This is a genomic window from uncultured Flavobacterium sp., from assembly GCF_963975515.1.
Classification (GTDB): Bacteria; Bacteroidota; Bacteroidia; order Flavobacteriales; family Flavobacteriaceae; genus Flavobacterium.
Window position 1 is genome coordinate 16,711 of the sequence record NZ_CAXBGY010000010.1, and the last position, 25,459, is coordinate 42,169.

Below are 25,459 nucleotides of genomic sequence, written 5' to 3' on the forward strand. Positions count from 1 at the left end.
AACTTTAAATAAGTATTACTTAATTCGGCAATAACACTTATTCCTAATATATAAAACAAGTATTTGTTTATTCTTTTTTTTGTTTTGAGTCTTAGTAAGGCATGTATAAAAGTCAGTAAAATAAAAAGCTTACTAAGGGTCGAAGGTGTATATAATAGTTCTATCATAATAACTGTTTAAAAGAGACTTTGATGAGGTTTATTAATAGGTTTCTTTGTTGTTTCAAAACTATCAATCTCAAATTCAATAGTATAATTTGGAAAAATGATACCATTTTTATTAAACCAAATTCTTTTTTCAATAACTGTTTTTTTGGAAATTATTTTCAGATCAGTATCCGAATTTTTTTTTTCTTTACCAACAAGAAAAACCAATATAAATAGGATAGACAAAGAGCTTTTCATAAGGTTATATTAGGTTTAAATGTTGCTTTAACAAAAGTCAGTAAAAAACTAATAAAACAGATAGGAAAAACACCCTATTGTTATGAGGGTTTTCCTGTAATTTAATGGAAAAAAGGATTAATTAGCTATCTTTGCCACCTTAAATAAATGAGATGTCAAATACAGATAATACTACTTTCAAACCAGATAATACAAATTTATTAGCCACAATAAAAGACTTTCAAGTTAGTCAAAACCAAGAAACTTTTATGGCTGTTTTAGAAGAATTGCAAGGAGATAATGCGTATTTACTTGTTCCAACTTCTAGTCCAGTTACTGGAGAAAACCCTGAGAAAGGTTGGACTACTTTAGAAAAAGGAGCGCAATTATCGTTCACTTCGGTATTTGAAACGGAAGGTAAATTGGTTATGGGTGTTTTTACTTCACAAACCACTTTAATGAGTTGGGCTACTGAAACTAAACCTTTTGTAACGCTTCCTGCCAAAGAGGTTTTGGAGATTGCTGTAGAGAATAGAATTAGCCAGCTTATTATTGATAGTAACCAGGAAAGTATGTTTGTTTTGGGGAGAACGGTTTAGTTAATTATGAATTATAAGTAGTGATTTGTGAAAACATTACTGTTTAGATAAAAACTAAAGATGAAAAATTAATAGGATTAGCTGAGTAATTTAAGGAACTTGTCTTTGTTTATAGGTTTTTCTAAATAATCCAAAACCAGTTTGTTTTCTTTTGCTAGGTTTATGTCAATAGCATTAATTGAAGAAGAGTGAATGTAAATGTGGTATTGTTTTTTAATGGCTTCATCGAAAAGTTTAAATTCTTCTAAGAATTCCCATCCAGTTAGTGAAGGCATATTTATGTCAAGTAAAAGTATTATTTTATCAAAGTTATGAATACTTTCTGAATCTGATTTAATAAATGCTAATCCCTCTTCAGCTACAGTAAAAACAAGGACTTCTGCACTGTAAAATGCCTTTTTTAAAACCATTTTTGTTAGTAAATTGCTAATATTATCGTCGTCTATGAGAATGAATCTTCTTTTTATTTGAGCCATTGAATTGCCTATTTAATATTTAAAAAACGATTGTGAATTTTGTTCCTTTATTTAATTCACTCTCAACTGAAATTTTACCTCCTAGTGATTCTACTTGAGTTTTTACCATGAAAAGTCCCATTCCTTTACCTTCTACGTGTGAATGAAATCGGTTATAAAGACCAAAAATTTTATCGCCTTTGGAATTTATATCAAACCCTAAACCATTGTCGTTAAAAGTGATGACTGTTTTTCCATTTTCATTTTTGCTTTTAACTTCTATAAATTGTTTTTGGTTGGGTTTACTATATTTAACACTATTACTTATAAGGTTATAAAATATACTATATATATAAACTTTCAGCGAATATATTTCATTTACTTCTGAAAAATCTGTCTGAATGTGCATCGTTTTTTTATCAATTAAATTTCCAATGCTTACAACGATATCTTCCACAAGTTTTGAAAAAACTATAACCTCTTTTTTCTTATGCACTTCACGTTGACTTTGCAAAATGATATTGATATCTTTTATTATGGAGTCTAGCCCTAATACGGAAGCGGATAGACCTTGGAGCAGTTCTTTTTGCTCATCTTGAGTAAGAATTTCCTCTTGTAGAATTTCTGTGAAACCCATAATATTAGCTGTTGGTGCACGAAGGTTATGGGATACTATATAAGAAAACTGCTCTAAATCGCGATTATGCTGAATAATATCATAAATCATTTTTTCTTTTTGCTTTTGTTCCTCTTTTTGAATTGTTATATCTTGAGCAAAACACGAAAGACCTATTATGGTTTTGTTTGTCCATATTGGATTTATAGTGAAACTATAACACTTATAAACACCGTCTGTGGTAAACTCATTTTCAAATTTAACCGTTTTACCTTTAAAAGCCTTTGCATATATTTTTTTCCATTTTTTTGCTTCGTGCGGATCTAATTTTTCAAGAAAGGTATAGGTGTTATCACCAATTTTTATTTCTAAACCAAAATTCTGTTTTACAGAATTATAGAGCGATTTGTTGAAAGCGATATATCTAAATTTAGTATCGATCGAATAGATCGCTGCATCCGTGTTTTCAATAACAGCTTGTAAGTTTGACTGAGATATTCGCAAATCTTCAGCTATTTTTTTACGATCAGAAATGTCCTGAAAACTACCATGTATCCTAATACATTTACCATTTAAAAATTCACCTTCACCAATTGTACGCACCCATTTATAGTTTCCTTTAAAAGTTATAATTTGTAGTTCTTCATCCCAAGGTGTACCCTTTTCTATACATTCCTGAACTTTTTTACTAATCGTTTCCTTATCAATACCTTCCTTAAAATAACTAATACCTATATCCAATTTGGGAATAAAATCTTTATCCACCTCTCGTATTTCTTTTGTAATATCAGACCAATATACAGTTCCTTTAAGTACGTCAATTTCCCAACTACCAATTGCTGCAAGTCTATTTGTTTTTTCTAAAAGTCTCTCTAATTTTTTAATTTCAGTAATGTCCGAATAAATACCAATTACACCTGATAATTCATTATTCTCATTATAAATTGGGGAATGTGTAATTAAAGCAGGAAAGGGTATTCCATCTTTCTTTTGCATCATCGATTCACCTGACCAGGTTTGTCCTTTTTTTAGTGCAGCTATAATCTGGGATACTTCCATAGCATTATTCTCAGTTTCAACAAGATTAGCTATCGGTTTGCCTAAAGCTTCTTCTTTAGTCCAGCCATAAATATTTTTAGCGGCTTTGTTCCAATAATTTACAATACCGTTTAAATCGGTTGCTATTACTGCCTGACCAATAGTATTTAATAAATTAGCCTTAAACTTAATTTCTTCATCTGCTTTTTTCTTTTCTGTGATGTCCGAGATCATTCCTAATGACCCTTTAAAATTTGATTGTTCATCAAAAATAGGATTAACGGATACGTTCGTAAGAACTTCTTTCCCTTTTTTTGTTAAAAATGTAATTGGGTATTTTTCAGATATTCCCTTTTTTCTTCTCTCAAAAGCTATTAAAACATTTTCCTTTTCATAGGCATCCATAAAGTTAAAATGCTCCCTACCAATAAGCTCTCTTTCAGTATATCCTAGAATCTCACATATCTTTTTATTTACAAATATTATTCTACTGTTCTCATCAAGTTGCATAATACCTTCCTGCGCAGTTTCAACAATCTGACGGTATTGTTTTTCACTTTTTTCAAGTTTATTTCTAGAAATTATTTGTTCTGTAATGTCGTTAATAAAAAAGAAGATTCCTTCTATCTCTCCATTACCATTTCTATAGGGTTGAAAAGCAAAATTCAAATAGAAATCAATTATTTCATCATTATTGTTTGCATTTAACTTCACCAACGTCTCCGTACCTGAATAGGATTCACCAGTTTGGTAAACATGGTCTAAAATGGAAATGTAGCCTTGATCAATAATCTCTGGAAGCACTTCTGATACGGACTTTCCAATGATATTTTTTTTACCTATCATTTGTAAATAAAGAGGGTTCGCCATTTCATAGATATGATCACTCCCTTTTAACATACCAATTGCAGAAGGTGCTTTTACCAACATGTCATAAAATTGGTCTCTTTTATTTTCAATAGAATGTTCTAAACGTTTATGTTCCGTAACATCTTTGGCTATGCAAAAAACTAATTGGCGTTTTTCGTCCCAATTAGCAGACCATAATAGTGGGACAATCTTTCCATTTTTGTGTACATACCTATTTTCAAACATAGCACTTGGAAAGCCACTTGTAATTTTTTCAGCTAGCTTAGTAGTTGCATCAGCATCTTCATCATGCACTAGATTCATAAAATTATTACCAATTAGCTCCTCTGGTTTGTATCCCCATACCTTTAGTGATGATGGGTTAACATACACAAATTCTCCTTTAACATTAATTGTGCAAATAACATCTAATGAAGAATCGAGTATGTTATTAAGTTCAAAAAGTGTTTTTTGTAGTTCTACAGAAGTATCTCTTTGCTTATTTTCGGCAATCTTTCTTTGTGTTATTTCTTGTAGAGAAATTATAATCTTATTGGTATCTATTCCAAAATTTTTGACGCTAAAAATAAACCACTGTTGTTCTTCAAGAAAAATTGAAGGATATTCCATTTCAAAATAATCCTTTTCCTTATTTATAACAGATTGAATACCATCTAAACCCTTTACTGCATAATTATCCCCTTTTTTTATAGCGTCATTGCAGCAATTAAAAAAATTATCTCCAACTTCAGCACAATGAAATGAGTTTATTCCTTTTTTTTGTGTGAAATCAATCCAAGCTTTATTTATTGTTAGTAAATTTCCCTTCAAATCTAATACAGCCAATTGTAAATGTATAGATGAAAGCAGGTCATTATTTAATCTTTCACTTTCGTGTAGTTTAAGCTCAACATTTTTTTTAGCTATGGCATTAAAAATTGCCTGAGGAAGACGTAGCAAGCAGTCTTTAAAAACGTAATCATCAACACCAGCAAACAATATATCTTCAGCAAATTCATCGGAGATGTTGTCAACAACAAATATTAATGGTGATGTTGATCTTTCTCTTTTAAGCAACTTTAATAATTCGTATACATCAAGTGAAAGATTTTCTAAGTCTGCTAAAATTACGGTAGGCTTAAAATCATTAAGTGCATTTTCAAAGGCTATTAGTGTTGAGACATTCTCTTTTTCAAAATAAATGTTTCTTTTTTTTAATAGTACTCCTACTAAATTATCAACAGATGACTCATTTTCTAGGTAAAGTATTTTTAATTCAGTATTCAATTGGGGGAAACATTATTTTTGTTTACTTCTTACTAATTAAGAACTTAACAAGGTGAAAAGGGGTTAAAACTTACAATTTATAATTATTTGACTAGTATAAAAGCTGCATATTTACTTAATTTCATAAAGCCAAAAATAGTCATAATAATTTAAAAAATTGTCCTTACAATTTCTATTTAAGTATAAAAAAATAATAGCTACTATAAAATTAATTATTTAGACCATCTTAGTCGTCATGTTATAATAAATACAATAACTTATTTAGTTTAGATATTGATTTCCCTTGAAGAGATATTGTTATTGTGTTAACAATAGTCTATTGTTAAACCAAAAAAATACACTTTGTGGTTTATTTTGAGTTCATTAATACGTTTAGGCATGACACCAGTACTAATTGGTTTGTTTGAAAGGGTTATAAATCGTCAGCAAAAAGTGTACTGATTTAGATAAAAACAATTAACTCATAATCAATAATTCCTACCTAAAAATCACTCCATTTCTCCCAAGAAAAGTGTCCAAATCTCTTTCGTAGTTGAACCAAATTTCTTGTCTACAGGTTTGAAAATTATTTTACTAAAAACCTCTATGCTGCACCGTTGGTTAGTTTCTATAACTTCTAAGTTGTATTTAGTAGTCCAAAAGTCCGAAGCTACTATAGAATTCTCAATAGCGGTCAGTTTAAACTTGTAGTTTTTGTTTTCGATTTTATCTAATAATTTATCAAGTAGGATGGGATTGTTTTCTGAAGACACAAAATCAACTACTTTTATATGCTTTTGTATGAATAAATTATGAATAGCGGTTTTAATTTCTACTTTTAATGAATCTGTAGCTTCTTCGTTGGCATACAATTCCAAATAAGCATAATAATCTTTTACTTTAAAAACAGCACTTTCTTGATACACTTTAATGGCTTGAAAACTAAAATTAGATTTTATCGCCACTTTAGAAGATGCACTAGTATTGTTGCTCTGACTAAAGGAAGTCAGTGCAAAAGTTAATAGTAAAAAAGTAACTCCTTTAGTTTTCATCTTATTGTTGTATGATTCGTATAAAATTTATTTGTTTGTTGGCTTGGTTTTTAATTTCTAAAACTTTCATTTTCTTTAGGGAAGCACTTGGAATTATAAGTTTCTCGGAGAATTCTTCCTTATTAAAATATTCAGCTCCTAAATTATTTTTAAGCATCACAATCACTTCTAGATCATCTGATAAAATTTTATCCAATTGTTCTTTTCGGGTTTGCCAGTCTTTGATGTCAGATTTCATAAAACCTTTCAACATCATAGCATAATCGTTAGGTTCTAATACAATATTAGGATGCGGATGTGTATTGGTAACCATAATCTCCTTTTCTTCATAAAAAGGACTATTTATAACAACCTTAATACTATCTTTTATTTTTATTTGCAATTCTGAATTGATAATTTCTACCGGAATTTCTGAACTATCATTCACAATAGTGGCTTTAATATCACCCATATTGATTTTATCATTGGTATAGGAATCTTTTACTTCTAGTGAATGAACATTGTCATTTTCATAAATTAGATTATAAAAAACAAAAGCACTTATCGCAGTTAAAACAAGTAATCCTGTAAACCATATTATCTTATTCTTGTTGCTTTTCATTTCTTCAGTATGAAGTTCTGTAACAACAATTTTATGCTTAAACACATATTCATCCCAACTCGAAAAACCAACCAATTGCGATAAGATATTCAACATGTCTTTTCTAGGTAATTTGTCATTGGTTTCTGGCTTTAAATGGGTATAAATCCACTTCTCACTAACCGTTTGTTTGACCTTTATTTCGATAAGTTCAATCAAGTTTTGTATGTCTTGTGAACTAAAGGTTTTCCATGTGCCTTGAAAATAAGGATGATGCTCTTTATAAACTAAAAGCACATCGTTTTTAAGGTTTTGAAAAAGGTCTAATGGATTCATTAATTAATTGGAGTCAAAAATAAACATACAGGTTTTCTATACCACTGTAAAAGTACTGTAAAAGTAAAGAAAAAACTTTATAGTCAATGGAAAGTTCTTTTACCAAACGCTTTTTATTGGCTATTAGTACTATTGTATTAAATAATTTAAAATCTAAAAAAATGAAAACAGAAATCACAAAAATCAAAGTTCTTTTAATCTTTTTATTTATTGGTGCTTTTAGTCAAGCTCAAATTAGCGGTAATCAAGTGTATGGCAATTCAAGTTCCATTAGCAATCGATCGCAAAATAGCCAAACCCTTACAGTCAATAATAATGTGCTTTCGGTAAGTATTTCTATTCTTATGAATTCTAAAGCTGATGGTTTTGTACTGACTTTGGGGCTAAACCAAGAAGCCGAAACCGTTAAAGTTTGTAATGCTCAAATAAATACTAGAATTGATGGATTTATGGCTAAAATTAAAACGCTGGGCGTTAAAAAGGAAGATAGTTATATTGATTTTATTTCTCAAACCAAAGTATATGATTTTAGTGTGGAAGGGACAACAGCCAAACAATTTGAAAAAGGTTTTGAAATCAAGAAAAACGTAATCATAACCACAAAAAACGTAAGTGATTTAGAAAAAATAATAACGATGGCTTCTGAATATGAAATTCATGATATCATTAAAGTGGACTATTTCAATGAGAATTCAGATCAGATTCATAATGCATTATTCGATGAAGCTTTAGCAATGGCTGCTATTAAAAAAGAAAAGTATTTAAAATCGTTTAGAAAGAGAATTGTAGGAACACCAGATGCAAATGAAGTTTTTGAAGTATATTTTCCGAAAAACCAATACAAAGTTTATCAAGCATTTGAGAGTGCTGAAATTGAAACTAATTACAACAATAGAAATGTCAATTACATGAAAAAGTTAGCCCGAAAAAACAAGAGTTTTTATTATGATGGTGTTTCAACGGCTGGTTTTGATAAGGTAATAAATCCCAATCAAACAGAAGTAGGTATTCAATACACGTTGACCTTGACGGTTTCTTATAAGATTGATACTTCAATTTAGGTTTTTTGTTTATTTTGTTTATTTTGTTTCAAGGATTTTAGGCTGTTTCAGGTTAATTATGAAAATCTGAACTCTGCGGAAAATTGAAATATATTAATTTTTACGCAAAAAACACACCATCCACATAATACCAAACATTACCTTCTTGTTTAAAAGTAGATCTTTCATGATGAACTTGAGCTAGTTGTTTTTCATCTAGATAATAAGCTTTGAATTCAACTATATTGTCATAAGCTTCAACAACTTCTAGTTTCAACCAAGTGTTGGTTTTAGACCATTCTAAAATGTCTGCTTTGGAATAATACTTTCGCTCCGAAATATGAGTTGTAGCCACTAAATAATCCGCATCATGAAGCACATAAGCCGAATATCTTGAACGCATTACTTGTTCAGGAGTTGTTGGAGTTATTTGTTGCTTAAGAAAAGACTCGCAACAGTTTTTAAAAGTTTTATCGGAACTACAATAACAGTTTTTCATTTACTTTAAATAATTTTGTTTAATCCCTATAAAAGAAGTGTTCGTGTAAAGTAATTCTCGAATCACTTCTTTTCTTATTTCTTCTATAAAATTGAATACTAAATAATTAGACCATTTATCTTCTTGTAAAACTTCCTTACATATCTTAATTCGTTTAGCAGTTTCAGAAGCATTTCTACAAATTAATTTACCATCATAATTGGGATTATTTTTATGCTGAAAATCTACACTTTTGGCTTCAAAATCAACCTCAATATAAAATAAGTTTTCTTGTTCGTTATTTGGATAAAAGTCAGTCCATTTAGCATAACCAACTTTAACCTGAACTTGTTTCAGATTTATTTCAACCAAACTATTATTTGAGATTGAACTCTTAACTTCACTCGAATCCAATTTCCATCTACAATTTGCAGCTCTTCCCCAGTGATTAGAAACTCTATATAAGCCTTCATCCGTAAAGTAATAACTACTCCCCGATTTACTAGAATAGTCAGGTTTTAAATTTTGAATCGTAGTCGAATCAACTTCCTTAAAAACACAAAAAGTATGCTTATGAAAGTTGTATTTAGTATATAATCTCGTTTTCAAGTAAAGAATTTTAATTGTTACAAAAGTAACTTTTCAAATATAAAGATATGATGTATCTTTACAGAAATTAGATTTATTTCAATGAAACAAGAACTATTTGATTCGTATAATTATATTTTTGAGGAAGAATTACTGGAAGAGATCTCAAAAATAGGAGTATATAAAGAATTTAAGGCCAATGACTATCTTATTGAAATTGGTGATTATATTAAATCTATGCCTCTACTTTTGAATGGTGCCATTAAAATTCTTCGTGAAGACGATAAAGGCGATGAATTGTTATTGTATTTTTTAGAACGTGGTGATACTTGTGCTATGACCTTGACTTGTTGTTTAGGAAATTCTAAAAGTAAAATTAGAGCTGTTGCTGAAACGGATGGCTCTCTAATCATGATTCCAGTAGAAAAAATGGAAGATTGGTTAACAAAATATAAAACATGGAGAAATTTTGTTTTTGATAGTTATAATGTGCGTTTAAAAGAGATGTTAGAGGCTATAGACACTTTGGCTTTTATGAATTTAGATGAGCGTTTATACAAGTATTTAACAGATAAGGCTAAAGTATTAGGTAAAACTGAAATTCACAATACACATCAAGAAATTGCTTACGAAATGCATACTTCTCGTGTAGTAATTTCGAGGCTTTTAAAAGCCCTAGAATTAAAAGGTAAAATTAAATTGAATAGGAATAATATAGAAATTTTAGAGTTTTGAATGAAATCTTCGGCTATATAGGTGCATTACTTATGGGGATAATTTTAGGAATTACTGGTGGTGGTGGTTCTATATTAACAGTTCCAATTTTAGTATATATTTTACTTTTAAATCCAGTAACTGCAACAGCTTATTCTTTATTTATTGTAGGAACTACTTCGGTTTTTGGAGCTGCACAAAATTATTTTAAAGGTTTAGTTGATTTTAAAACTGGTTTTTTGTTTGCAATTCCTTCATTTACTGCTGTTTATATAACACGTAAACAAATTGTGCCTAGAATTCCAGAAGCTATTTTTGAAATAAATGATTTTGTACTTACGAAAGGTACTTTTTTAATGGTGTTTTTTGCACTAATTATGATCTTTGCGGCATTTACAATGTTAAAAAAGAGAAAAAAATCAATACTAAAAGAAAAGAAAAGTAGTCTTTTAAGTTTAATCATTCAAAATTTTATTATTGGAGTCATTATAGGTTTAGTTGGTGCTGGTGGTGGTTTTTTAATTATTCCTTCTTTGGTATTGTTTGCTAAATTACCCATGAAAAAAGCTATTGGAACTTCCCTATTTATTATAGCTATGAATTCATTAATAGGATTTATGGGAGACGTGCAAAACCTAACAATAGATTGGTTATTTTTGCTAAAATTTACAACTTTATCGGTAATCGGAATTTTTATAGGAACATATGTAAACAAATTCATAAATGAACAACAACTTAAAAAAGGATTTGGTTACTTTGTACTAGCAATGGCTTGCTTTATTTTATTAAAAGAATTTTACTTTGTGTAACATATCATACAAATACATCTTTTTAAAATTATTATTTTTACAAAAATTATTATAAAATGAAATCAGTTTGAACAATACGTTTTTTTTTGAAAAAAGAGATTTGTAAAATTCTACGATTCCATATAAACTATTAAAAAAAATACACATGAAAATAGAACAAATTTATACTGGATGCATCGCTCACGCAGCCTATTATATTGAAAATAATGGTGAAGCTGCTATTTTTGATCCTTTAAGAGAGGTACAACCTTATATCGACAGAGCAATAAAAGACAATGCAAAAATTAAATACATTTTTGAAACGCATTTTCATGCTGATTTTGTTTCGGGTCATATCGATTTAGCAAACAAAACAGGTGCTGAAATTATTTTTGGCCCAACAGCAAAATGCGGTTATGATTGTACAACAGCAGAAGATAATCAGGAATATAAAGTTGGAAATTATACCATAAAAGTAATACATACTCCTGGTCATACTATGGAAAGTACGTGTTATTTAGTTTCTGATGAAAATGGAAAAGCACATGGCTTAATTTCTGGTGACACTTTGTTTATTGGTGATGTGGGTCGCCCAGATTTAGCACAAAAAGTAGCCGCAGATTTAACACAAGATAAATTAGCTGGTTATTTATATGATTCTCTTCGCAACAAAATCATGCCTTTGTCAGATGATTTAATTGTGTATCCAAATCATGGTGCAGGAAGTGCATGTGGTAAAAACATGAGTAAAGAAACAACGGATACTTTAGGAAACCAAAAGAAAACCAATTACGCTCTTAGAGCAGATATGACTAAAGAAGAGTTTAAAGCTGAATTATTGGATGGATTAACGCCTCCTCCAGCCTATTTTCCTCAAAATGTTATGATGAATATTAATGGATATGAAAGTTTAGATAGTATTATGTCTAAAGCTGATAAACCCTTAACACCAAAAGAATTTGAAGCTGTTGCAAATCAAACAGAAGCTGTAGTACTTGATGTACGTAATGAAAATGATTTTGTAAAAGAACATGTTCCTGGTTCGATATTTATTGGACTTCATGGTGGTTTTGCTCCGTGGGTTGGTGCATTAATTAGAGATGTAAAACAACCTATCTTATTAATTACTCCAGAAGGACAAGAAGAAGAAACAATTACGCGACTATCTCGAGTTGGTTTTGATAACACTTTAGGCTATTTATCAGGAGGTTTAAAGGCATGGAAAGATGCTGGTTTTGAAGTTGATTCAATTGAATCAGTTTCACCAGAAGAGTTTGCTAAACATTATAAAGAAACTATTGTTGTAGATTCAAGAAAACCTTCAGAATATAGTGGTGAACATATAGAAAATGCTATTAATATTCCTTTGGATTTTGTGAACGAACAATTAGCTGAAGTTCCAAAAGAAGAAACTTTTTATATTCATTGTGCTGGTGGTTATCGTTCTGTAATTATGGCTTCTATATTAAAATCTAGAGGATATCACAATATGATAAATGTAGAAAAAGGAATCTCAGGTATTAGAAATGCTTCAATTCCTTTAACAGATTTTGTTTGTCCAACAACCCTTAAAAAATAAATTAATAAACGTCTTATTTTTATGATAAGATTATAATTTATAAACATTATTTTAAATACATTTGCAAAAAATTTATAATTAAATTAAAATGAAAAAAATCGCATTATTAGTATTTGCTGCATTAACAGTAATATCTTGTAAAAAAGATGGTTATGAAATAACTGGATTAGCAAAAGGAGTTGAAAACGGTAAAAAAGTTTACTTAGAAACTCAAAATGAAACTGGACCTGTTACTCTAGACACTGCAGTAGTTGAAAGTGAAAAATTTAAATTTGACGGAAAATTAAAAGAAGGTGTTGAATTAGCTTTCGTTAGAATTGAAACTTTAAACGGATCTGTACCTTTAGTTCTTGAAAATGGTGATATTTCTGTTGAATTTAACAAAGATACCATTCAAAACTCAAAAATTGGAGGAACAAAAAACAATGATAAATTTCAATTATACAATAACGAATCACAAGTTATTTATAAAAAAATGATGAAATTTCAAGAAGTTAATCAACAAAAAATGTCAGATGCTCAACAAACTCAAGATACAGCAACTGTTAGTGTTTTGATGAAAGAGTACAATAAATTTCAAGATGATATGAATGTGCAATCTAAAGCATTTATCACAAAAAATCCTGATGCATTTATCTCTGCTTTATTATTAGAGAATTTTTTAATGAGAAGCTATTTAACTCCAGAAGAAGTTAAAGGATATTATGAAAAATTAGACAAAAGTATAGTTGATACTAAAAGTGGTAAAAACATTAAAAAAATGATTGATGCATTGACTTCTGTTAACATCGGAAGTGTTGCTCCAGATTTCTCAGCTCCGTCTCCTGATGGAAAAATGATTTCTCTAAAAGAATCTATGGGTAAAGTTACTTTAATTGATTTTTGGGCTTCTTGGTGTGGACCATGTCGTCAAGAAAATCCTAATGTAGTAGCTATGTATAATGAATTACATGAAAAAGGTCTAAACATCATAGGTGTTTCTTTAGATAAAGAAGGAGAAAGTCAAAAATGGAAAGATGCTATTGCAAAAGATGGTTTAACTTGGAATCATATTTCAAATTTAAAACACTGGAAAGAGCCAATAGCTGAACAATACAACGTAAAATCAATTCCAGCTACTTTCTTATTAGATGCTTCAGGTAAAATTGTTGCAAAAGATTTAAGAGGAGAAGAATTAAAAGCTAAAGTAAAAGAACTTTTAGGAGTTCAATAGTAATCAAAAAGCTAAAAATTTATAAAATTCCCATTGTATTTATATGCAATGGGAATTTTTATTTATTTCATTTTCAAATCTTTATAAAATAAGTTTAAAGTTGTTGCAAAAAATGTTTGTTTGAATCAAAAACTATTCTATATTTGCACCCGTTAAGGCACTAAAGCCTGGGATCGGGGAGATACTCAAGCGGCCAACGAGGGCAGACTGTAAATCTGCTGTGAAAACTTCGCAGGTTCGAATCCTGCTCTCCCCACAAAAAAAAACCACTCAATTGAGTGGTTTTTTTATTTATACCAAAAAGGTTTAATTTATTCTAAAACAAATGTTGCAGAAACTGTTGAGATAATTTCAATTTCTCCTACTGCTAATGTTTCTCTTGAAAAAGCATCACTTTCCATTGCCATAGCTTTCATAGCTCCTCTATAAACAGGTTGTGGATAGTTTGTTTGAGAATTATCACTAATCAACAATACTTTACCTAATTTTTGTCCTACTAAAACTGAAACATAATCTTCAGCTTTTGATTTTGCATCTAACAAAGCGTTTTTACGAGCTTGTTTTTCTAATTCTTTAATTTTAGAAGACATAAATTCAACACCTTGAATTCCGTTTATTCCAGTGTCAACTAGTTCGATCATTAAATTATCATATTTAGATAAATCTTTTAAGTGTATCGCAATAGTTTGATTAGCCACATAACTCTTCTTCTTTGTATTGTAATCATAGTTTTGATATAAGTTCATGCGTTGTGTTTGAAAGTCTTTTACATCAATCCCTTTGCTTTTAATTAACTTCAAAACTTTATCAGCAACAATATCATTTGCTTTTTTAGCTTCAGCAGCTTCTTTTGAAGTGTTCTCTATAGAAACGGTAACCATTGCTTCATCTGGAACGACTTTTATCTTTCCTTCACCTGAAACAGAAATTTGTGGAACTTGTTTAATTTCTTGAGCAAACAGTGTACTTGTTGTCATGACTAGTAATAAAATTATTTTTTTCATAATATTTTTTTTTTAATACAAATTCAAATTGCATGCCAAAAGCTATAATTTTTTAGTTTTATGCATATAGAATAAAATAATAATCGGAATTGCTAATAAAACGACCATTTTAGTATTATCTAGGAACATATGAGGCTCTTTTGCCAAAGTAATAACATAACCTCCTATTGCACCTCCAAAATGGGCAGTGTGACCTATATTGTCTCGTTTCGTTTTCATTCCGTAAATAGAATACAACAAGTAGCCAATTCCAAAAACATAACCTGGAATTCCAATAGGAATAAAAAACAAGTATAAATCCATCTCAGGATATAATAAAATTGCACTATAAATAATTCCTGTTACAGCACCAGACGCACCAACAGCTCTATAATTGTATTCCTCTTTGTGAAAATAATAAGTTAATAAACTTCCTGCAACTAAACTTCCAAAATAGATGTATAAAAACCAAAGATCATTAAATTGATTTAAGATTATGGGTGCAAAAAAAAACAATGTTAACATATTAAAAGCTAAGTGAGCAATATCCACATGAATAAATCCTGATGTTAACATTCTTATTTGTTCACCTGCTCTAATACTCCCAATATGAAACTCGTATTTTCTGAAAAATAACTGGTCGTTAAACCCTTTAAAACTTACAATTACATTTATAGCAATAATAGCAATAAGTAAAATATCCATTAATTTTGTTTTTTTGTAAATGTAAAAAAATTGATGTAATGCTATACTATAATTTATAAGTATATTTGTAAAAATTTTAAAGAATGCAGTTATTAATTTTCATTATATTTTACCCTATTTTATGGTTAATTTCCATATTACCTTTTAGGTTATTATACTTATTATCAGACTTTGTATATTTTATTGTTTATAGAATAATAAAATACAGAAAAAGAACCGTTAGAGAAAATTTAGCTTTAGCTTTACCGCATTTATCAAAAGAAGAAAGAGATATCATTGAAAAGAAATTCTTTAAACACATGTGTGATATGTTTCTTGAAATGATTAAAACGCTTTCCATAACAAAGAAACAAATTGAGAAAAGGTATGTTTTTACTAATTTAGAAGTCTATAAAGACTTAGAAAAACAAAACAAAAGTATTGCTCTTTTATGTGCTCATTATGCGAGTTATGAATGGACAGTTTCTATGAATCATTACATCTCTTTTAAAGGATATGGAATTTATAAAAGAATAGCTAATAAATATTTTGACAGATTAGTTCATGATATTCGTTCAAAGTTTAAAGCAACATTAATTACTACAAAAGAAACAGCTTCGATTATAGATAAAAATAAGAAAGAAGGTATTTTAAGTTTATATGGATTTGCTAGTGATCAATCTCCTAAAGTTGAAAAAGCTTTGCATTGGTGCAAATTTATGGGAATTGAAACTCCAGTACATACAGGAGCTGAATTTTTAGCCAAACGCTACGATATGAATGTCATATTTCTAAGAACCAAAAAAGTAAAAAGAGGTTATTATGAAGGAGCTTTCGAATTAATGGCTGAAAATCCAAAAGAAACCAAACGTTTTGAAATTACAGACGATTTCATAAGTAGAGTTGAAAAACAAATTTATGAAGCTCCAGAATTTTACTTATGGACACATAAACGTTGGAAACATAGACGTGATAGTTAAAACTTAAATAACTCTTCTACCATTTCTTGATCACAAGCCACTTTTCCGTTATAATCAAATTCATTTGTTTTTGAATTATAACTGTAGTCTTTTGCCCATTCTTTATGGTTTTGTGCTAATTCTTTAATACTATCACATACAAACTGAATTTCTTCAGTTGTTGTTGTTGGGTGAATTGACATACGAATCCATCCTGGTTTTTGAATTAAATCTCCAGATGCTATTTGACAAACTAAGTTGTTTGAAGTTTCTTGATCAACATGCAATAAATAATGTCCGTAAGTACCTGCACAACTACAACCACCACGTGTTTGAATTCCAAATTTATCATTTAATAATTTTACCCCTAAATTAAAATGCAAGTCATCAATATAAAATGAAAACACACCCAATCTTTCTTTTTGATCTTTGGCTAAAATGTTAATGTTTTCGGTATTTCCTAAGCTTTCAAAAACATACTCTACAATTTCGTGTTCTCTTTGCAAAATATTTTGAATACCCATTTGTTCTTTTAACTGAATAGCTAATGCAGTCTTAATAACCTGAAGAAAACCTGGAGTTCCACCATCTTCTCTATCTTCAATATTATCTATGTATTTATGTTCTCCCCAAGGATTTGTCCAAGAAACAGTTCCTCCACCAGGACAATCTGGTACATTATTTTTATATAAATTTTTATTAAAAAGCATAGCTCCAGAAGTTCCAGGACCTCCTAAAAATTTATGTGGAGAAAAGAAAATAGCGTCTAAATAACATTCTTTATCTTCTGGATGCATGTTAATTTCAACATATGGTCCAGAACAGGCAAAATCTACAAAACAAACACCATTATTTTGATGCATTAATTTAGCTACATCATAATATGGAGTAATAATTCCTGTAACATTTGAACATGAAGTGATAGAAGCTATTTTAAAACTTCTGTCGTTATATTGATCTAATAGTTTTTTAAACTCTTTAAGACAAAATAATCCGTCTTTATCTGCTGGAATTATAACAACATCTGCAATAGTTTCTAACCATGAAGTCTGGTTAGAATGATGTTCCATGTGCGAAATAAAAACCACTGGTTTAATAGCATCTGGAATTATTGTATATTCTTTTAGATTTTCTGGAATCCTTAATCCTAAAATTCGTTGTAATTTATTAACTACACCTGTCATTCCTGTTCCAAAATTAATTAGGACATCATCTTCATTAGCGTTAACATGTTTTTTTATGATATTTTTTGCTTTGTGATAAGCAATAGTCATAGTTTTCCCAGTAACAGAAGTTTCAGTATGCGTATTGGCTACATAAGGTCCAAAATCGTTGCATATTTTTTCTTCAATTGGTCGATATAATCTACCACTTGCCGTCCAATCAGTATAAATAATAGGTTTTTTTCCAAAAGGAGTTTCAAATTGTTGATTAATTCCAATTATATTTTTTCTAAATTTTTGAAAATATTCTTCTAATTGAGTTTTATTTTGAATGGTATTCATAGTTGATTGTTTGTGCAAAAATAAGGTTTATATAAATAACACTGAATTTTTTAACGAATAAATGTAAGTAACAATTCTATTGAAAACAAAAAACCTCCAAAATTTGGAGGTTTTTATGTATTTATAATTTGGTATTATTTTATAAACTCTATTTTTTGCGCTTCTTCAATATTTACACTATCAAAGAAACCTTGTTCGCTCATCCAATCATCACTAAATACTTTACTCATGTAACGCGAACCATGATCAGGAAATATAACTACAACATTGCTATTTTCGTTAAATTCTCCTTCTTCTGAAAATTGTTTTACAGCTTGTAATGCAGCTCCAGAAGTATATCCTACGAATAACCCTTCAGTTTTAGCTAATTCTCTAGCTGTGTGAGCACTTTCTTCATCTGTAACTTTCATGAATTTATCAATAACATCAAAATCTGTAGCTGTTGGAATTAAGTTTTTACCTAAACCTTCAATTCTGTATGGATAAATTTCGTCGTTATCGAATTCTTTTGTTTCATGGTATTTTTTCAATACAGAACCAAAAGCATCAACTCCTAAAATTCTGATGTTTGGGTTTTGCTCTTTAAGGTATTTTGCAACACCCGAAATTGTTCCTCCAGTTCCACTACAAGCAACCAAGTGTGTAATTTGTCCTTTAGTTTGTTCCCAAATTTCTGGACCAGTTGATTTGTAATGCGCATCAATATTCAATTGATTAAAATACTGATTGATATAAACAGAACCTTTAGTTTCTTCGTGCAAACGTTTAGCTACATTATAATACGAACGATCATCATCTGCAGAAACGTGAGCTGGGCATACATATACCTTTGCTCCCATTGTGCGTAACATGTCTATTTTATCCTTTGAAGACTTTGAACTAACTGCTAAAATACAGTTATATCCTTTAATGATACTAACCATTGCAATACTAAAACCAGTATTTCCAGAAGTAGTTTCAATTATAGTGTCTCCAGGAGTCAATATTCCTTGCCTTTCAGCTTCTTCAATTATGTATAATGCAATTCTGTCTTTTGTTGAGTGACCTGGATTAAAGGCTTCTACTTTTGCATAGAAATTTCCTTCTAAATTCTCGGTAACTTTATTAAGCTTAATAAGAGGAGTATTCCCAATAAGTTCTAAAACGTTATTATAAGCGTTTATTTGTTCTTTCATAAATAATATGTTAGTCAAGGTAAACTTTTATAGATTTTTTTGGCAACCTTAAAACCTTGCAAATTTATAAAAAATTTTTATTATTTCTCAATTCCTTCTAAATCTAATAGAAAACTAAACTCTTTTGCCAATTCTTTTAGTTGTTCAAAACGTCCAGAAGCACCACCATGACCGGCATCCATGTTAGTATGTAGCAATAAAATATTTTTATCAGTTTTTTTTGTTCGTAACTTGGCAACCCATTTAGCTGGTTCCCAATATTGTACTTGTGAGTCATGTAAACCCGTAGTTACTAACATATTAGGATAATTTTGTGCTTTTACGTTATCATATGGTGAATAAGACTTCATATAGTCATAATACACTTTATCGTTAGGATTTCCCCATTCATCATACTCACCAGTTGTTAATGGAATTGATTCGTCTAACATAGTTGTTACTACATCTACAAAAGCAACTTGTGCAATAACTCCATTGTACAATTCGGGTGCGATATTTACTACAACGCCCATTAGCAAACCACCGGCTGAACCACCTTCTGCATATAAATGTTTAGGTGAGGTGTATTTTTGACCTATTAAATATTTTGAACAATCTACAAAATCAGTAAACGTATTCATTTTCTTTAATAATTTTCCGTTTTCATACCATTCTCTTCCTAAATCTTCTCCTCCTCTAATATGCGCAATTGCATAAATAAAACCTCTATCTAAAAGGCTTAAACGAGTAGTCGAGAAATGTGCATCCATTGAATATCCGTATGAACCATAAGCATATTGTAAAACAGGATTTTCACCATTCTTTTTCATCCCTTTTCTATATACTAAAGAAATTGGAATTTTTGTCCCGTCTTCTGCTGTAGCCCAGATTCTTTCTTCTATATAATTCTCTTTATCAAATTTTCCTCCTAATACTTCTTGTTCTTTTAAAACTTTCTTCTCTTTAGTTTTCATGTTGAAATCTATAACTGAAGAAGGTGTTGTAAGCGACTGATAACCATATCGAAGTATATCTGTATCAAAATCGGGATTTGTTGTTGTATAAGCAGTATAAGTTTCACTTTCAAAAGGCAAATAGTAAGCTCCTACTCCACTCCAAGGTCTAATTTGAATTTTATGTAAACCATCAGTTCTTTCTTCAACAACCAAGTAATCCTTAAAAATATCAACTCCTTCTAATAAAGTTTCTTTTCTGTGCGGAATAACATCTGTCCAATTTTCTTGTAAAGTGCTATTTACATTCGTTTTCATCAACTTAAAGTTAGTCGCTTTATCCTTATTGGTAACAATATAAAAACTATCACCAAAGTGAGAAATACTGTATTCTAAACCACGAACCCTTTTTTGAAAATATCTGAATTCTCCTGTTGGATTATCTGATTCAATTATTTGATATTCATTTGTCAAAGTACTTGACGAACCAATAACTAAGTATTTTTTTGACTTTTCTTTATATACAAACGTATTGAAAGTATCATCTTTTTCTTCATATACCATAACATCTTTTAAAGATGGAGTATTTAAAGTGTGACGGTAAATTTTATCAGAACGTAATGTTTTAACATCATTTTTTACATAAAAAATTGTTTTATTATCACTTGCCCAAGTTGCTCCACCACTAGTGTTTTCGATTTTTTCAGGAAGAATTTCGTTAGTCTCTAAATTTTTGATTTGGATAGTATATTGTCTTCTCGAAACTAAATCTATACCAAAAGAAACCCATTTATTGTCTTCACTCACACTTAAACCATTTAAGCTAAAATAAGAATGTCCTTTTGCCATTTCATTACAATTGAAGATAATTTCTTCTTTAGACGACAAACTTCCTTTTTTTCTTGTATAAATAGGATAATCTTGCCCTTTTTCAAAACGAGTCATGTAATAGTAACCGTTATAAAAATAAGGAACAGACTCATCATCTTCTTTAATTCGAGATTTCATTTCTTCAAATAAATCCTTTTGAAAAGCTTTGGTATGTGCTGTGATTTTATCGTAATATTCGTTCTCTTTTGTTAAGTAGTCAATAACTTCTGGATTTTCTCTGTCATTTAACCAATAATAAGGATCGTTTCTTTTGTCACCATGTTTTTCTAAAATCGTATCCTTTACTTTTGCCATAGGAGGCGCAATATTTTGACTCATTTTTGATTCTTTATTTTTTTTACAAGAAGTTGCAAAAATAAGGCATAATGCAATAATAAATAGGTTGTTTTTCATATTTTTTAGATTGATTTTCTAATGCAATTTAGTAATTTTGTTTTTTAATTAACAATTAAATTATTAACAATGTTTGGAGATATGATGAATATGATGGGTAAACTTAAAGAAACCCAACAAAAAGTTGAAGAAACTAAAAAAAGATTAGACCACGTTCTTGTAGATGAACAAAGCAATGATGGTTTATTAAAAGTTACTTTAACAGCTAATAGAACTATAAAAAATGTTTCAATTAGTGATGAATTATTGAATGATAAAGAAATGCTGGAAGATTATTTAGTTACCGTTTTTAATAAAGCTATTGAAAAAGCAACTAACATCAACGAAATAGAATTAGCAGCTGTAGCCAAAGAAGGCATGCCAAATATTCCAGGAATGGACATGTTTGGATAAAACAAAAGACACCAAAACTCATAATTCTAGATGAGTTTTGGTGTATTTTTATTATGAGAAATTTTTAAAAATGAAACTTACTGAATGTTTCTTTTACATAAGTATGCATCACTTCTTTATAGTCTAAATGGGTCACAATTCTTAATTTTCCGTGTCCCATTGAGCTAATATGAATGTTTTTTTGTTTTAATTTCTCCATAAATATCTTTTCATTAATGGATGCTCTCAATTTGAAAATAATAATATTTGTTTCTACAGGTTCAACACTTTCAATCCAAGAAAAAGAAAGCAATAACTCTTCTAATTCTTTAGCTTTTTTATGATCTTCCTCTAAACGGGTTACGTTATTTTCTAAAGCATATAATCCCGCTGCAGCTAAATAACCAGACTGACGCATGTTTCCACCAAATATTTTACGGATTCTTAAAGCGCGTTTCATATCCTCTTTAGTCCCAATCAAAACAGAACCAACCGGTGCTCCCAAACCTTTTGAAAAACAAACAGAAATAGTATCAAATAATTTTCCAAATTCTTTTGGATGTTGTTTTTTGGCTACAATAGCATTCCATAAACGAGCACCATCTAAATGATATTTTAACTTATTCTCTTCACAAACTTGCTTAATTTTTTGAAGTTCTCTCAATTCATAACAAGCTCCACCTCCTTTATTGGTTGTATTTTCAATACTTACCAAAGAAGTTAAAGGTGCATGATAAAACTCCGGATCATTGATCCCTGTTTTAACTAAATCTGCAGTAATCAAGCCTCTTTTTCCATCAAGTAAGTTACATGAAACACCACTATTAAAAGATGCTCCTCCACCTTCATAATGATAGATATGAGAATATTTATCACATATAACTTGTTCACCAGGATTGGTGTGTAATTTTATAGCAGTTTGGTTTGCCATCGTTCCCGAAGGAAAAAAAAGCGCAGATTCCATACCAAATAAATCAGCTACTGTTTCTTCAAAAAGATTTACAGTAGGGTCTGATTTATAGACATCATCACCAACTTTTGCATTAAACATTTTTTGTAACATTCCAACACTTGGTTTTGTTACGGTATCACTTATTAAATTTATTTCCATAGAATCAAAAGGAATCACTATTTTTGTGGTGTAAAATTACATAAATTATGATAAATACAGAACATGTAAAGGATATTATTAATCGCCTTGGTGCGTTAAGGAGGTATCTTTGACGTCGATAGAAAATTAATTGAGATTGCCAACGAAGAAGAAAAAACATTTGCACCTGACTTTTGGAATAACGCCAAAGAGGCAGAAATTGTTGTAAGAGACTTACGCTCAAAGAAAAAATGGGTAGAAGATTACACAAAAGCTGTGGAAATGAATGAAGAACTTCAAATTATGTTGGATTTTCACAAAGAAGGTGAAATGACCGATGAAGAAGTTGAATCTTATTATGATGAGTTAATCACTCATATTGAAGATATTGAATTTAGAAATATGCTTTCCGATGAAGGTGATAGTTTAAGTGCAGTACTTCAAATTACGGCTGGTGCTGGTGGAACAGAGAGTTGCGATTGGGCTGCCATGCTTATGCGTATGTATATGATGTGGGCCGAAAAGCAAAAATTCAAAATCAAGGAATTAAATTATCAAGAAGGTGATGTTGCTGGAATAAAAACCGTGACATTAGAAATTGAAGGGGATTTTTCTTTTGGATACCTTAAAGGTGAAAATGGAGTTCATAGGTTAGTAAGAATTTCTCCCTTTGATAGTAACGCTAAACGTCATACATCATTTGCTTCTGTATATGTTTATCCATTGGTGGATGATACGATTGAAATAGAAATCAATCCAGCTGACATTGAAATTACAACAGCTCGTTCAAGCGGTGCTGGTGGTCAAAATGTGAATAAAGTTGAGACAAAAGTCCAGTTATTTCATAAACCATCAGGCATTCAAATTCAATGTTCAGAAACACGTTCGCAACACGACAATCGTAATAGAGCCATGCAAATGCTAAAGTCACAATTGTACGAAATTGAATTAAAAAAACAATTAGCGCAACGAAGTGATATTGAAGCTGGTAAGATGAAAATTGAATGGGGTTCACAAATAAGAAATTACGTAATGCAGCCTTATAAATTGGTGAAAGACGTAAGAACTGGAGCTGAAACTAGCGATGTTGATGCTGTAATGAATGGAGATATTGACAAATTCTTAAAAGCCTATTTAATGTTAATGGGTCAAAAAGAGGAGGAATAAAAAAAGATTATCAGATATTAGATAACAGAAAATAAAATTATCATTGCCGTTCGGCTTTAGTCAACGGAAAATAAATAAAAATATATTAAATGGATTTAAATTTCAACAAAAACGAAGACCACAATAAGTTATTACTTTCTGATATGAAACGAAGATTTGCTCAAGTAAAATTGGGTGGTGGACAAAAACGTATCGAAAAATTACACGGAGAAGGAAAAATGACAGCTCGTGAACGTATCGATTATTTATTAGATGAAAAGTCTAAAAGTATTGAAATCGGGGCTTTTGTTGGAGATGGAATGTATGAAGATCACGGTGGTTGTCCTTCTGGTGGTGTAGTTATTAAAATAGGTTATATCTCTGGAAAACAATGTATTATCGTTGCCAATGACGCTACTGTTAAAGCTGGTGCTTGGTTTCCAATTACAGGAAAAAAGAATCTTCGTGCGCAAGAAATTGCAATGGAGAACAGATTACCAATCATCTATTTAGTGGATTCTGCTGGAGTTTATTTACCAATGCAAGACGAAATTTTCCCAGATAAAGAACATTTTGGAAGAATTTTTAGAAATAATGCCATTATGAGCAGTATGGGAATTACTCAAATCTCTGCCGTTATGGGAAGTTGTGTTGCTGGTGGTGCCTATTTGCCTATCATGAGTGATGAGGCTATGATTGTTGACAAAACGGGTAGTATTTTCTTAGCGGGAAGTTATTTAGTTAAAGCTGCTATTGGAGAATCTATTGATAACGAAACACTTGGTGGAGCAACAACACATTGCGAAATTAGTGGTGTAACTGATTTTAAAGCTAAAGATGATAAAGACGCTTTAAATAGAATTAAAAATATCGTTGGAAAAATTGGTGATTTTGACAAAGCAGGTTACAATCGTGTAAAAGCACAAAAACCAGCTTTAGATCCTAAAGAAATTTACGGAATTTTACCAAAAGCTCGTAACGAACAATATGATATGATGGAAATCATCAATCGTATGGTTGATAATTCTGAATTTGATGAATACAAAGCCGGTTATGGTCAAACTATAATTACTGGTTATGCACGTATTGACGGTTGGGCAGTTGGAATTGTTGCCAATCAAAGAAAAGTAGTAAAATCTAAACAAGGTGAAATGCAATTTGGTGGTGTAATCTATTCAGATTCTGCTGATAAATCGACTCGTTTTATTGCGAATTGCAACCAAAAGAAAATTCCGTTAGTATTCTTGCAAGATGTAACAGGATTCATGGTTGGAAGTAAATCAGAACATGGAGGAATCATTAAAGATGGTGCCAAAATGGTAAATGCTGTTGCCAATTCGGTTGTTCCAAAATTCACAGTTATTATTGGAAATAGTTATGGTGCAGGAAATTATGCCATGTGTGGAAAAGCCTATGATCCAAGATTAATTTTTGCTTGGCCAAGTGCTGAATTAGCTGTAATGGGTGGAACTCAAGCGGCAAAAGTTTTAGCGCAAATTGAAGCTTCTTCCTTAAAGAAACAAGGAAAAGTTGTGGATGAAAAAGTAGAACAAGAATTATTTGATAAAATCAAAGCGCGTTATGACGAACAGGTTTCTCCTTATTATGCAGCTTCACGTTTATGGACTGATGGAATCATTGATCCATTAGAAACAAGAACTTGGATTTCTATGGGAATTGAAGCGGCTAACCACTCACCTATTGAGAAAAAATTTAATTTAGGTGTGATACAAGTATAATTCAAACTTAAAATTA

The 25,459-nt window shown here is 30.2% G+C and carries 22 protein-coding genes and 1 tRNA gene; 11 read left to right on the top strand and 12 right to left on the bottom strand.

The window, feature by feature from the left end; genetic code table 11:
* Nucleotides 1–556 precede the first annotated feature (556 nt).
* Nucleotides 557–982, top strand: a complete 426-nt coding sequence (locus AAC008_RS11390) for an SseB family protein (protein ID WP_339889410.1) — start codon at nucleotides 557–559, stop codon at nucleotides 980–982.
* 77 nt (nucleotides 983–1,059) lie between these two features.
* On the opposite strand, the gene AAC008_RS11395 is transcribed toward AAC008_RS11390, so the two are convergent.
* The 4 genes from AAC008_RS11395 to AAC008_RS11410 form a co-directional block, all read right to left on the bottom strand.
* Complete coding sequence (locus tag AAC008_RS11395) at nucleotides 1,060–1,458, bottom strand: response regulator (protein WP_339889411.1); 399 nt, start codon at nucleotides 1,456–1,458, stop codon at nucleotides 1,060–1,062.
* Nucleotides 1,459–1,477: 19 nt separating this feature from the next.
* Nucleotides 1,478–5,227 (bottom strand): PAS domain S-box protein, encoded by a 3,750-nt coding sequence (locus AAC008_RS11400; RefSeq protein ID WP_339889412.1) that lies wholly within the window; start codon nucleotides 5,225–5,227, stop codon nucleotides 1,478–1,480.
* A gap of 488 nt (nucleotides 5,228–5,715) precedes the next feature.
* The gene (locus AAC008_RS11405; RefSeq protein WP_339889413.1) at nucleotides 5,716–6,258 is read right to left on the bottom strand and encodes a hypothetical protein; all 543 of its coding nucleotides are present in this window, start codon (nucleotides 6,256–6,258) and stop codon (nucleotides 5,716–5,718) included.
* A gap of 1 nt (nucleotide 6,259) precedes the next feature.
* Nucleotides 6,260–7,174: a hypothetical protein gene (locus tag AAC008_RS11410; RefSeq protein WP_339889414.1), complete on the bottom strand. Its 915-nt coding sequence runs from the start codon at nucleotides 7,172–7,174 to the stop codon at nucleotides 6,260–6,262.
* Between the two features lie 161 nt (nucleotides 7,175–7,335).
* Between AAC008_RS11410 and AAC008_RS11415 the strand changes: the two genes are divergently transcribed.
* Nucleotides 7,336–8,235 (top strand): SIMPL domain-containing protein, encoded by a 900-nt coding sequence (locus AAC008_RS11415; protein ID WP_339889415.1) that lies wholly within the window; start codon nucleotides 7,336–7,338, stop codon nucleotides 8,233–8,235.
* A gap of 100 nt (nucleotides 8,236–8,335) precedes the next feature.
* Here the strand turns inward: AAC008_RS11415 and AAC008_RS11420 are convergent, their stop codons facing one another.
* Together AAC008_RS11420 and AAC008_RS11425 are read right to left on the bottom strand one after the other, a co-directional pair.
* Nucleotides 8,336–8,713, bottom strand: a complete 378-nt coding sequence (locus tag AAC008_RS11420; RefSeq protein WP_339889416.1) for a YchJ family metal-binding protein — start codon at nucleotides 8,711–8,713, stop codon at nucleotides 8,336–8,338.
* On the bottom strand, nucleotides 8,714–9,301 hold the full coding sequence (locus AAC008_RS11425) for a hypothetical protein (RefSeq protein WP_339889417.1): 588 nt from the start codon (nucleotides 9,299–9,301) through the stop codon (nucleotides 8,714–8,716).
* A gap of 81 nt (nucleotides 9,302–9,382) precedes the next feature.
* On the opposite strand from AAC008_RS11425, the gene AAC008_RS11430 reads away from it, so the two are divergent.
* The 5 genes from AAC008_RS11430 to AAC008_RS11450 all read left to right on the top strand — a co-directional run bounded on the left by AAC008_RS11430 (nucleotide 9,383) and on the right by AAC008_RS11450 (nucleotide 13,830).
* Nucleotides 9,383–10,015, top strand: a complete 633-nt coding sequence (locus AAC008_RS11430; RefSeq protein WP_339889418.1) for a Crp/Fnr family transcriptional regulator — start codon at nucleotides 9,383–9,385, stop codon at nucleotides 10,013–10,015.
* A 32-nt stretch (nucleotides 10,016–10,047) separates the two neighbouring features.
* On the top strand, nucleotides 10,048–10,803 hold the full coding sequence (locus AAC008_RS11435; protein WP_339889498.1) for a sulfite exporter TauE/SafE family protein: 756 nt from the start codon (nucleotides 10,048–10,050) through the stop codon (nucleotides 10,801–10,803).
* 145 nt (nucleotides 10,804–10,948) lie between these two features.
* Nucleotides 10,949–12,361 (top strand): rhodanese-like domain-containing protein, encoded by a 1,413-nt coding sequence (locus AAC008_RS11440; protein WP_339889419.1) that lies wholly within the window; start codon nucleotides 10,949–10,951, stop codon nucleotides 12,359–12,361.
* An 88-nt stretch (nucleotides 12,362–12,449) separates the two neighbouring features.
* A complete protein-coding gene (locus tag AAC008_RS11445) occupies nucleotides 12,450–13,574 on the top strand; it encodes a TlpA disulfide reductase family protein (protein ID WP_339889420.1) in 1,125 nt (374 codons plus the stop codon).
* A gap of 175 nt (nucleotides 13,575–13,749) precedes the next feature.
* A tRNA-Tyr gene (locus tag AAC008_RS11450) sits at nucleotides 13,750–13,830 on the top strand.
* A 55-nt stretch (nucleotides 13,831–13,885) separates the two neighbouring features.
* On the opposite strand, the gene AAC008_RS11455 is transcribed toward AAC008_RS11450, so the two are convergent.
* Nucleotides 13,886–14,578 (bottom strand): SIMPL domain-containing protein, encoded by a 693-nt coding sequence (locus tag AAC008_RS11455; RefSeq protein ID WP_339889421.1) that lies wholly within the window; start codon nucleotides 14,576–14,578, stop codon nucleotides 13,886–13,888.
* A 42-nt stretch (nucleotides 14,579–14,620) separates the two neighbouring features.
* Nucleotides 14,621–15,262, bottom strand: coding sequence for a rhomboid family intramembrane serine protease (locus AAC008_RS11460; protein ID WP_339889422.1), 642 nt, complete (start codon nucleotides 15,260–15,262; stop codon nucleotides 14,621–14,623).
* A gap of 83 nt (nucleotides 15,263–15,345) precedes the next feature.
* Between AAC008_RS11460 and AAC008_RS11465 the strand changes: the two genes are divergently transcribed.
* A complete protein-coding gene (locus AAC008_RS11465; RefSeq protein WP_339889423.1) occupies nucleotides 15,346–16,221 on the top strand; it encodes a lysophospholipid acyltransferase family protein in 876 nt (291 codons plus the stop codon).
* On the opposite strand, the gene AAC008_RS11470 is transcribed toward AAC008_RS11465, so the two are convergent.
* From AAC008_RS11470 to AAC008_RS11480, 3 genes are all read right to left on the bottom strand, one after another.
* Nucleotides 16,218–17,705: an aminotransferase class V-fold PLP-dependent enzyme gene (locus AAC008_RS11470; RefSeq protein WP_339889424.1), complete on the bottom strand. Its 1,488-nt coding sequence runs from the start codon at nucleotides 17,703–17,705 to the stop codon at nucleotides 16,218–16,220. The two genes, AAC008_RS11465 and AAC008_RS11470, sit on opposite strands and share 4 nt — an antisense overlap.
* Before the next feature lie 134 nt (nucleotides 17,706–17,839).
* Nucleotides 17,840–18,880, bottom strand: coding sequence for a cysteine synthase family protein (locus tag AAC008_RS11475; RefSeq protein WP_339889425.1), 1,041 nt, complete (start codon nucleotides 18,878–18,880; stop codon nucleotides 17,840–17,842).
* 80 nt (nucleotides 18,881–18,960) lie between these two features.
* Nucleotides 18,961–21,021 (bottom strand): S9 family peptidase, encoded by a 2,061-nt coding sequence (locus AAC008_RS11480; RefSeq protein WP_339889499.1) that lies wholly within the window; start codon nucleotides 21,019–21,021, stop codon nucleotides 18,961–18,963.
* A 144-nt stretch (nucleotides 21,022–21,165) separates the two neighbouring features.
* Here AAC008_RS11480 and AAC008_RS11485 point away from each other — a divergent pair, with 144 nt between their 5' ends.
* Nucleotides 21,166–21,489 carry a YbaB/EbfC family nucleoid-associated protein gene (locus AAC008_RS11485; RefSeq protein ID WP_339889426.1) on the top strand — a complete coding sequence of 108 codons (324 nt, stop codon included), beginning with the start codon at nucleotides 21,166–21,168 and terminating at the stop codon, nucleotides 21,487–21,489.
* A gap of 64 nt (nucleotides 21,490–21,553) precedes the next feature.
* Here AAC008_RS11485 and AAC008_RS11490 read toward each other — a convergent pair whose 3' ends face one another.
* Nucleotides 21,554–22,579, bottom strand: coding sequence for a GntG family PLP-dependent aldolase (locus tag AAC008_RS11490; RefSeq protein WP_339889427.1), 1,026 nt, complete (start codon nucleotides 22,577–22,579; stop codon nucleotides 21,554–21,556).
* Between the two features lie 47 nt (nucleotides 22,580–22,626).
* Between AAC008_RS11490 and prfB the strand changes: the two genes are divergently transcribed.
* Both prfB and AAC008_RS11500 read left to right on the top strand, forming a co-directional pair.
* Nucleotides 22,627–23,725 (top strand): peptide chain release factor 2 gene (prfB, locus tag AAC008_RS11495; RefSeq protein WP_339889428.1). Its coding sequence is split into 2 segments (ribosomal slippage): nucleotides 22,627–22,689 and nucleotides 22,691–23,725, totalling 1,098 coding nucleotides; the frame shifts between segments, so codons are not numbered across the junction.
* Nucleotides 23,726–23,814: 89 nt separating this feature from the next.
* Nucleotides 23,815–25,443 (top strand): carboxyl transferase domain-containing protein, encoded by a 1,629-nt coding sequence (locus AAC008_RS11500; protein WP_339889429.1) that lies wholly within the window; start codon nucleotides 23,815–23,817, stop codon nucleotides 25,441–25,443.
* Nucleotides 25,444–25,459 lie beyond the last annotated feature (16 nt).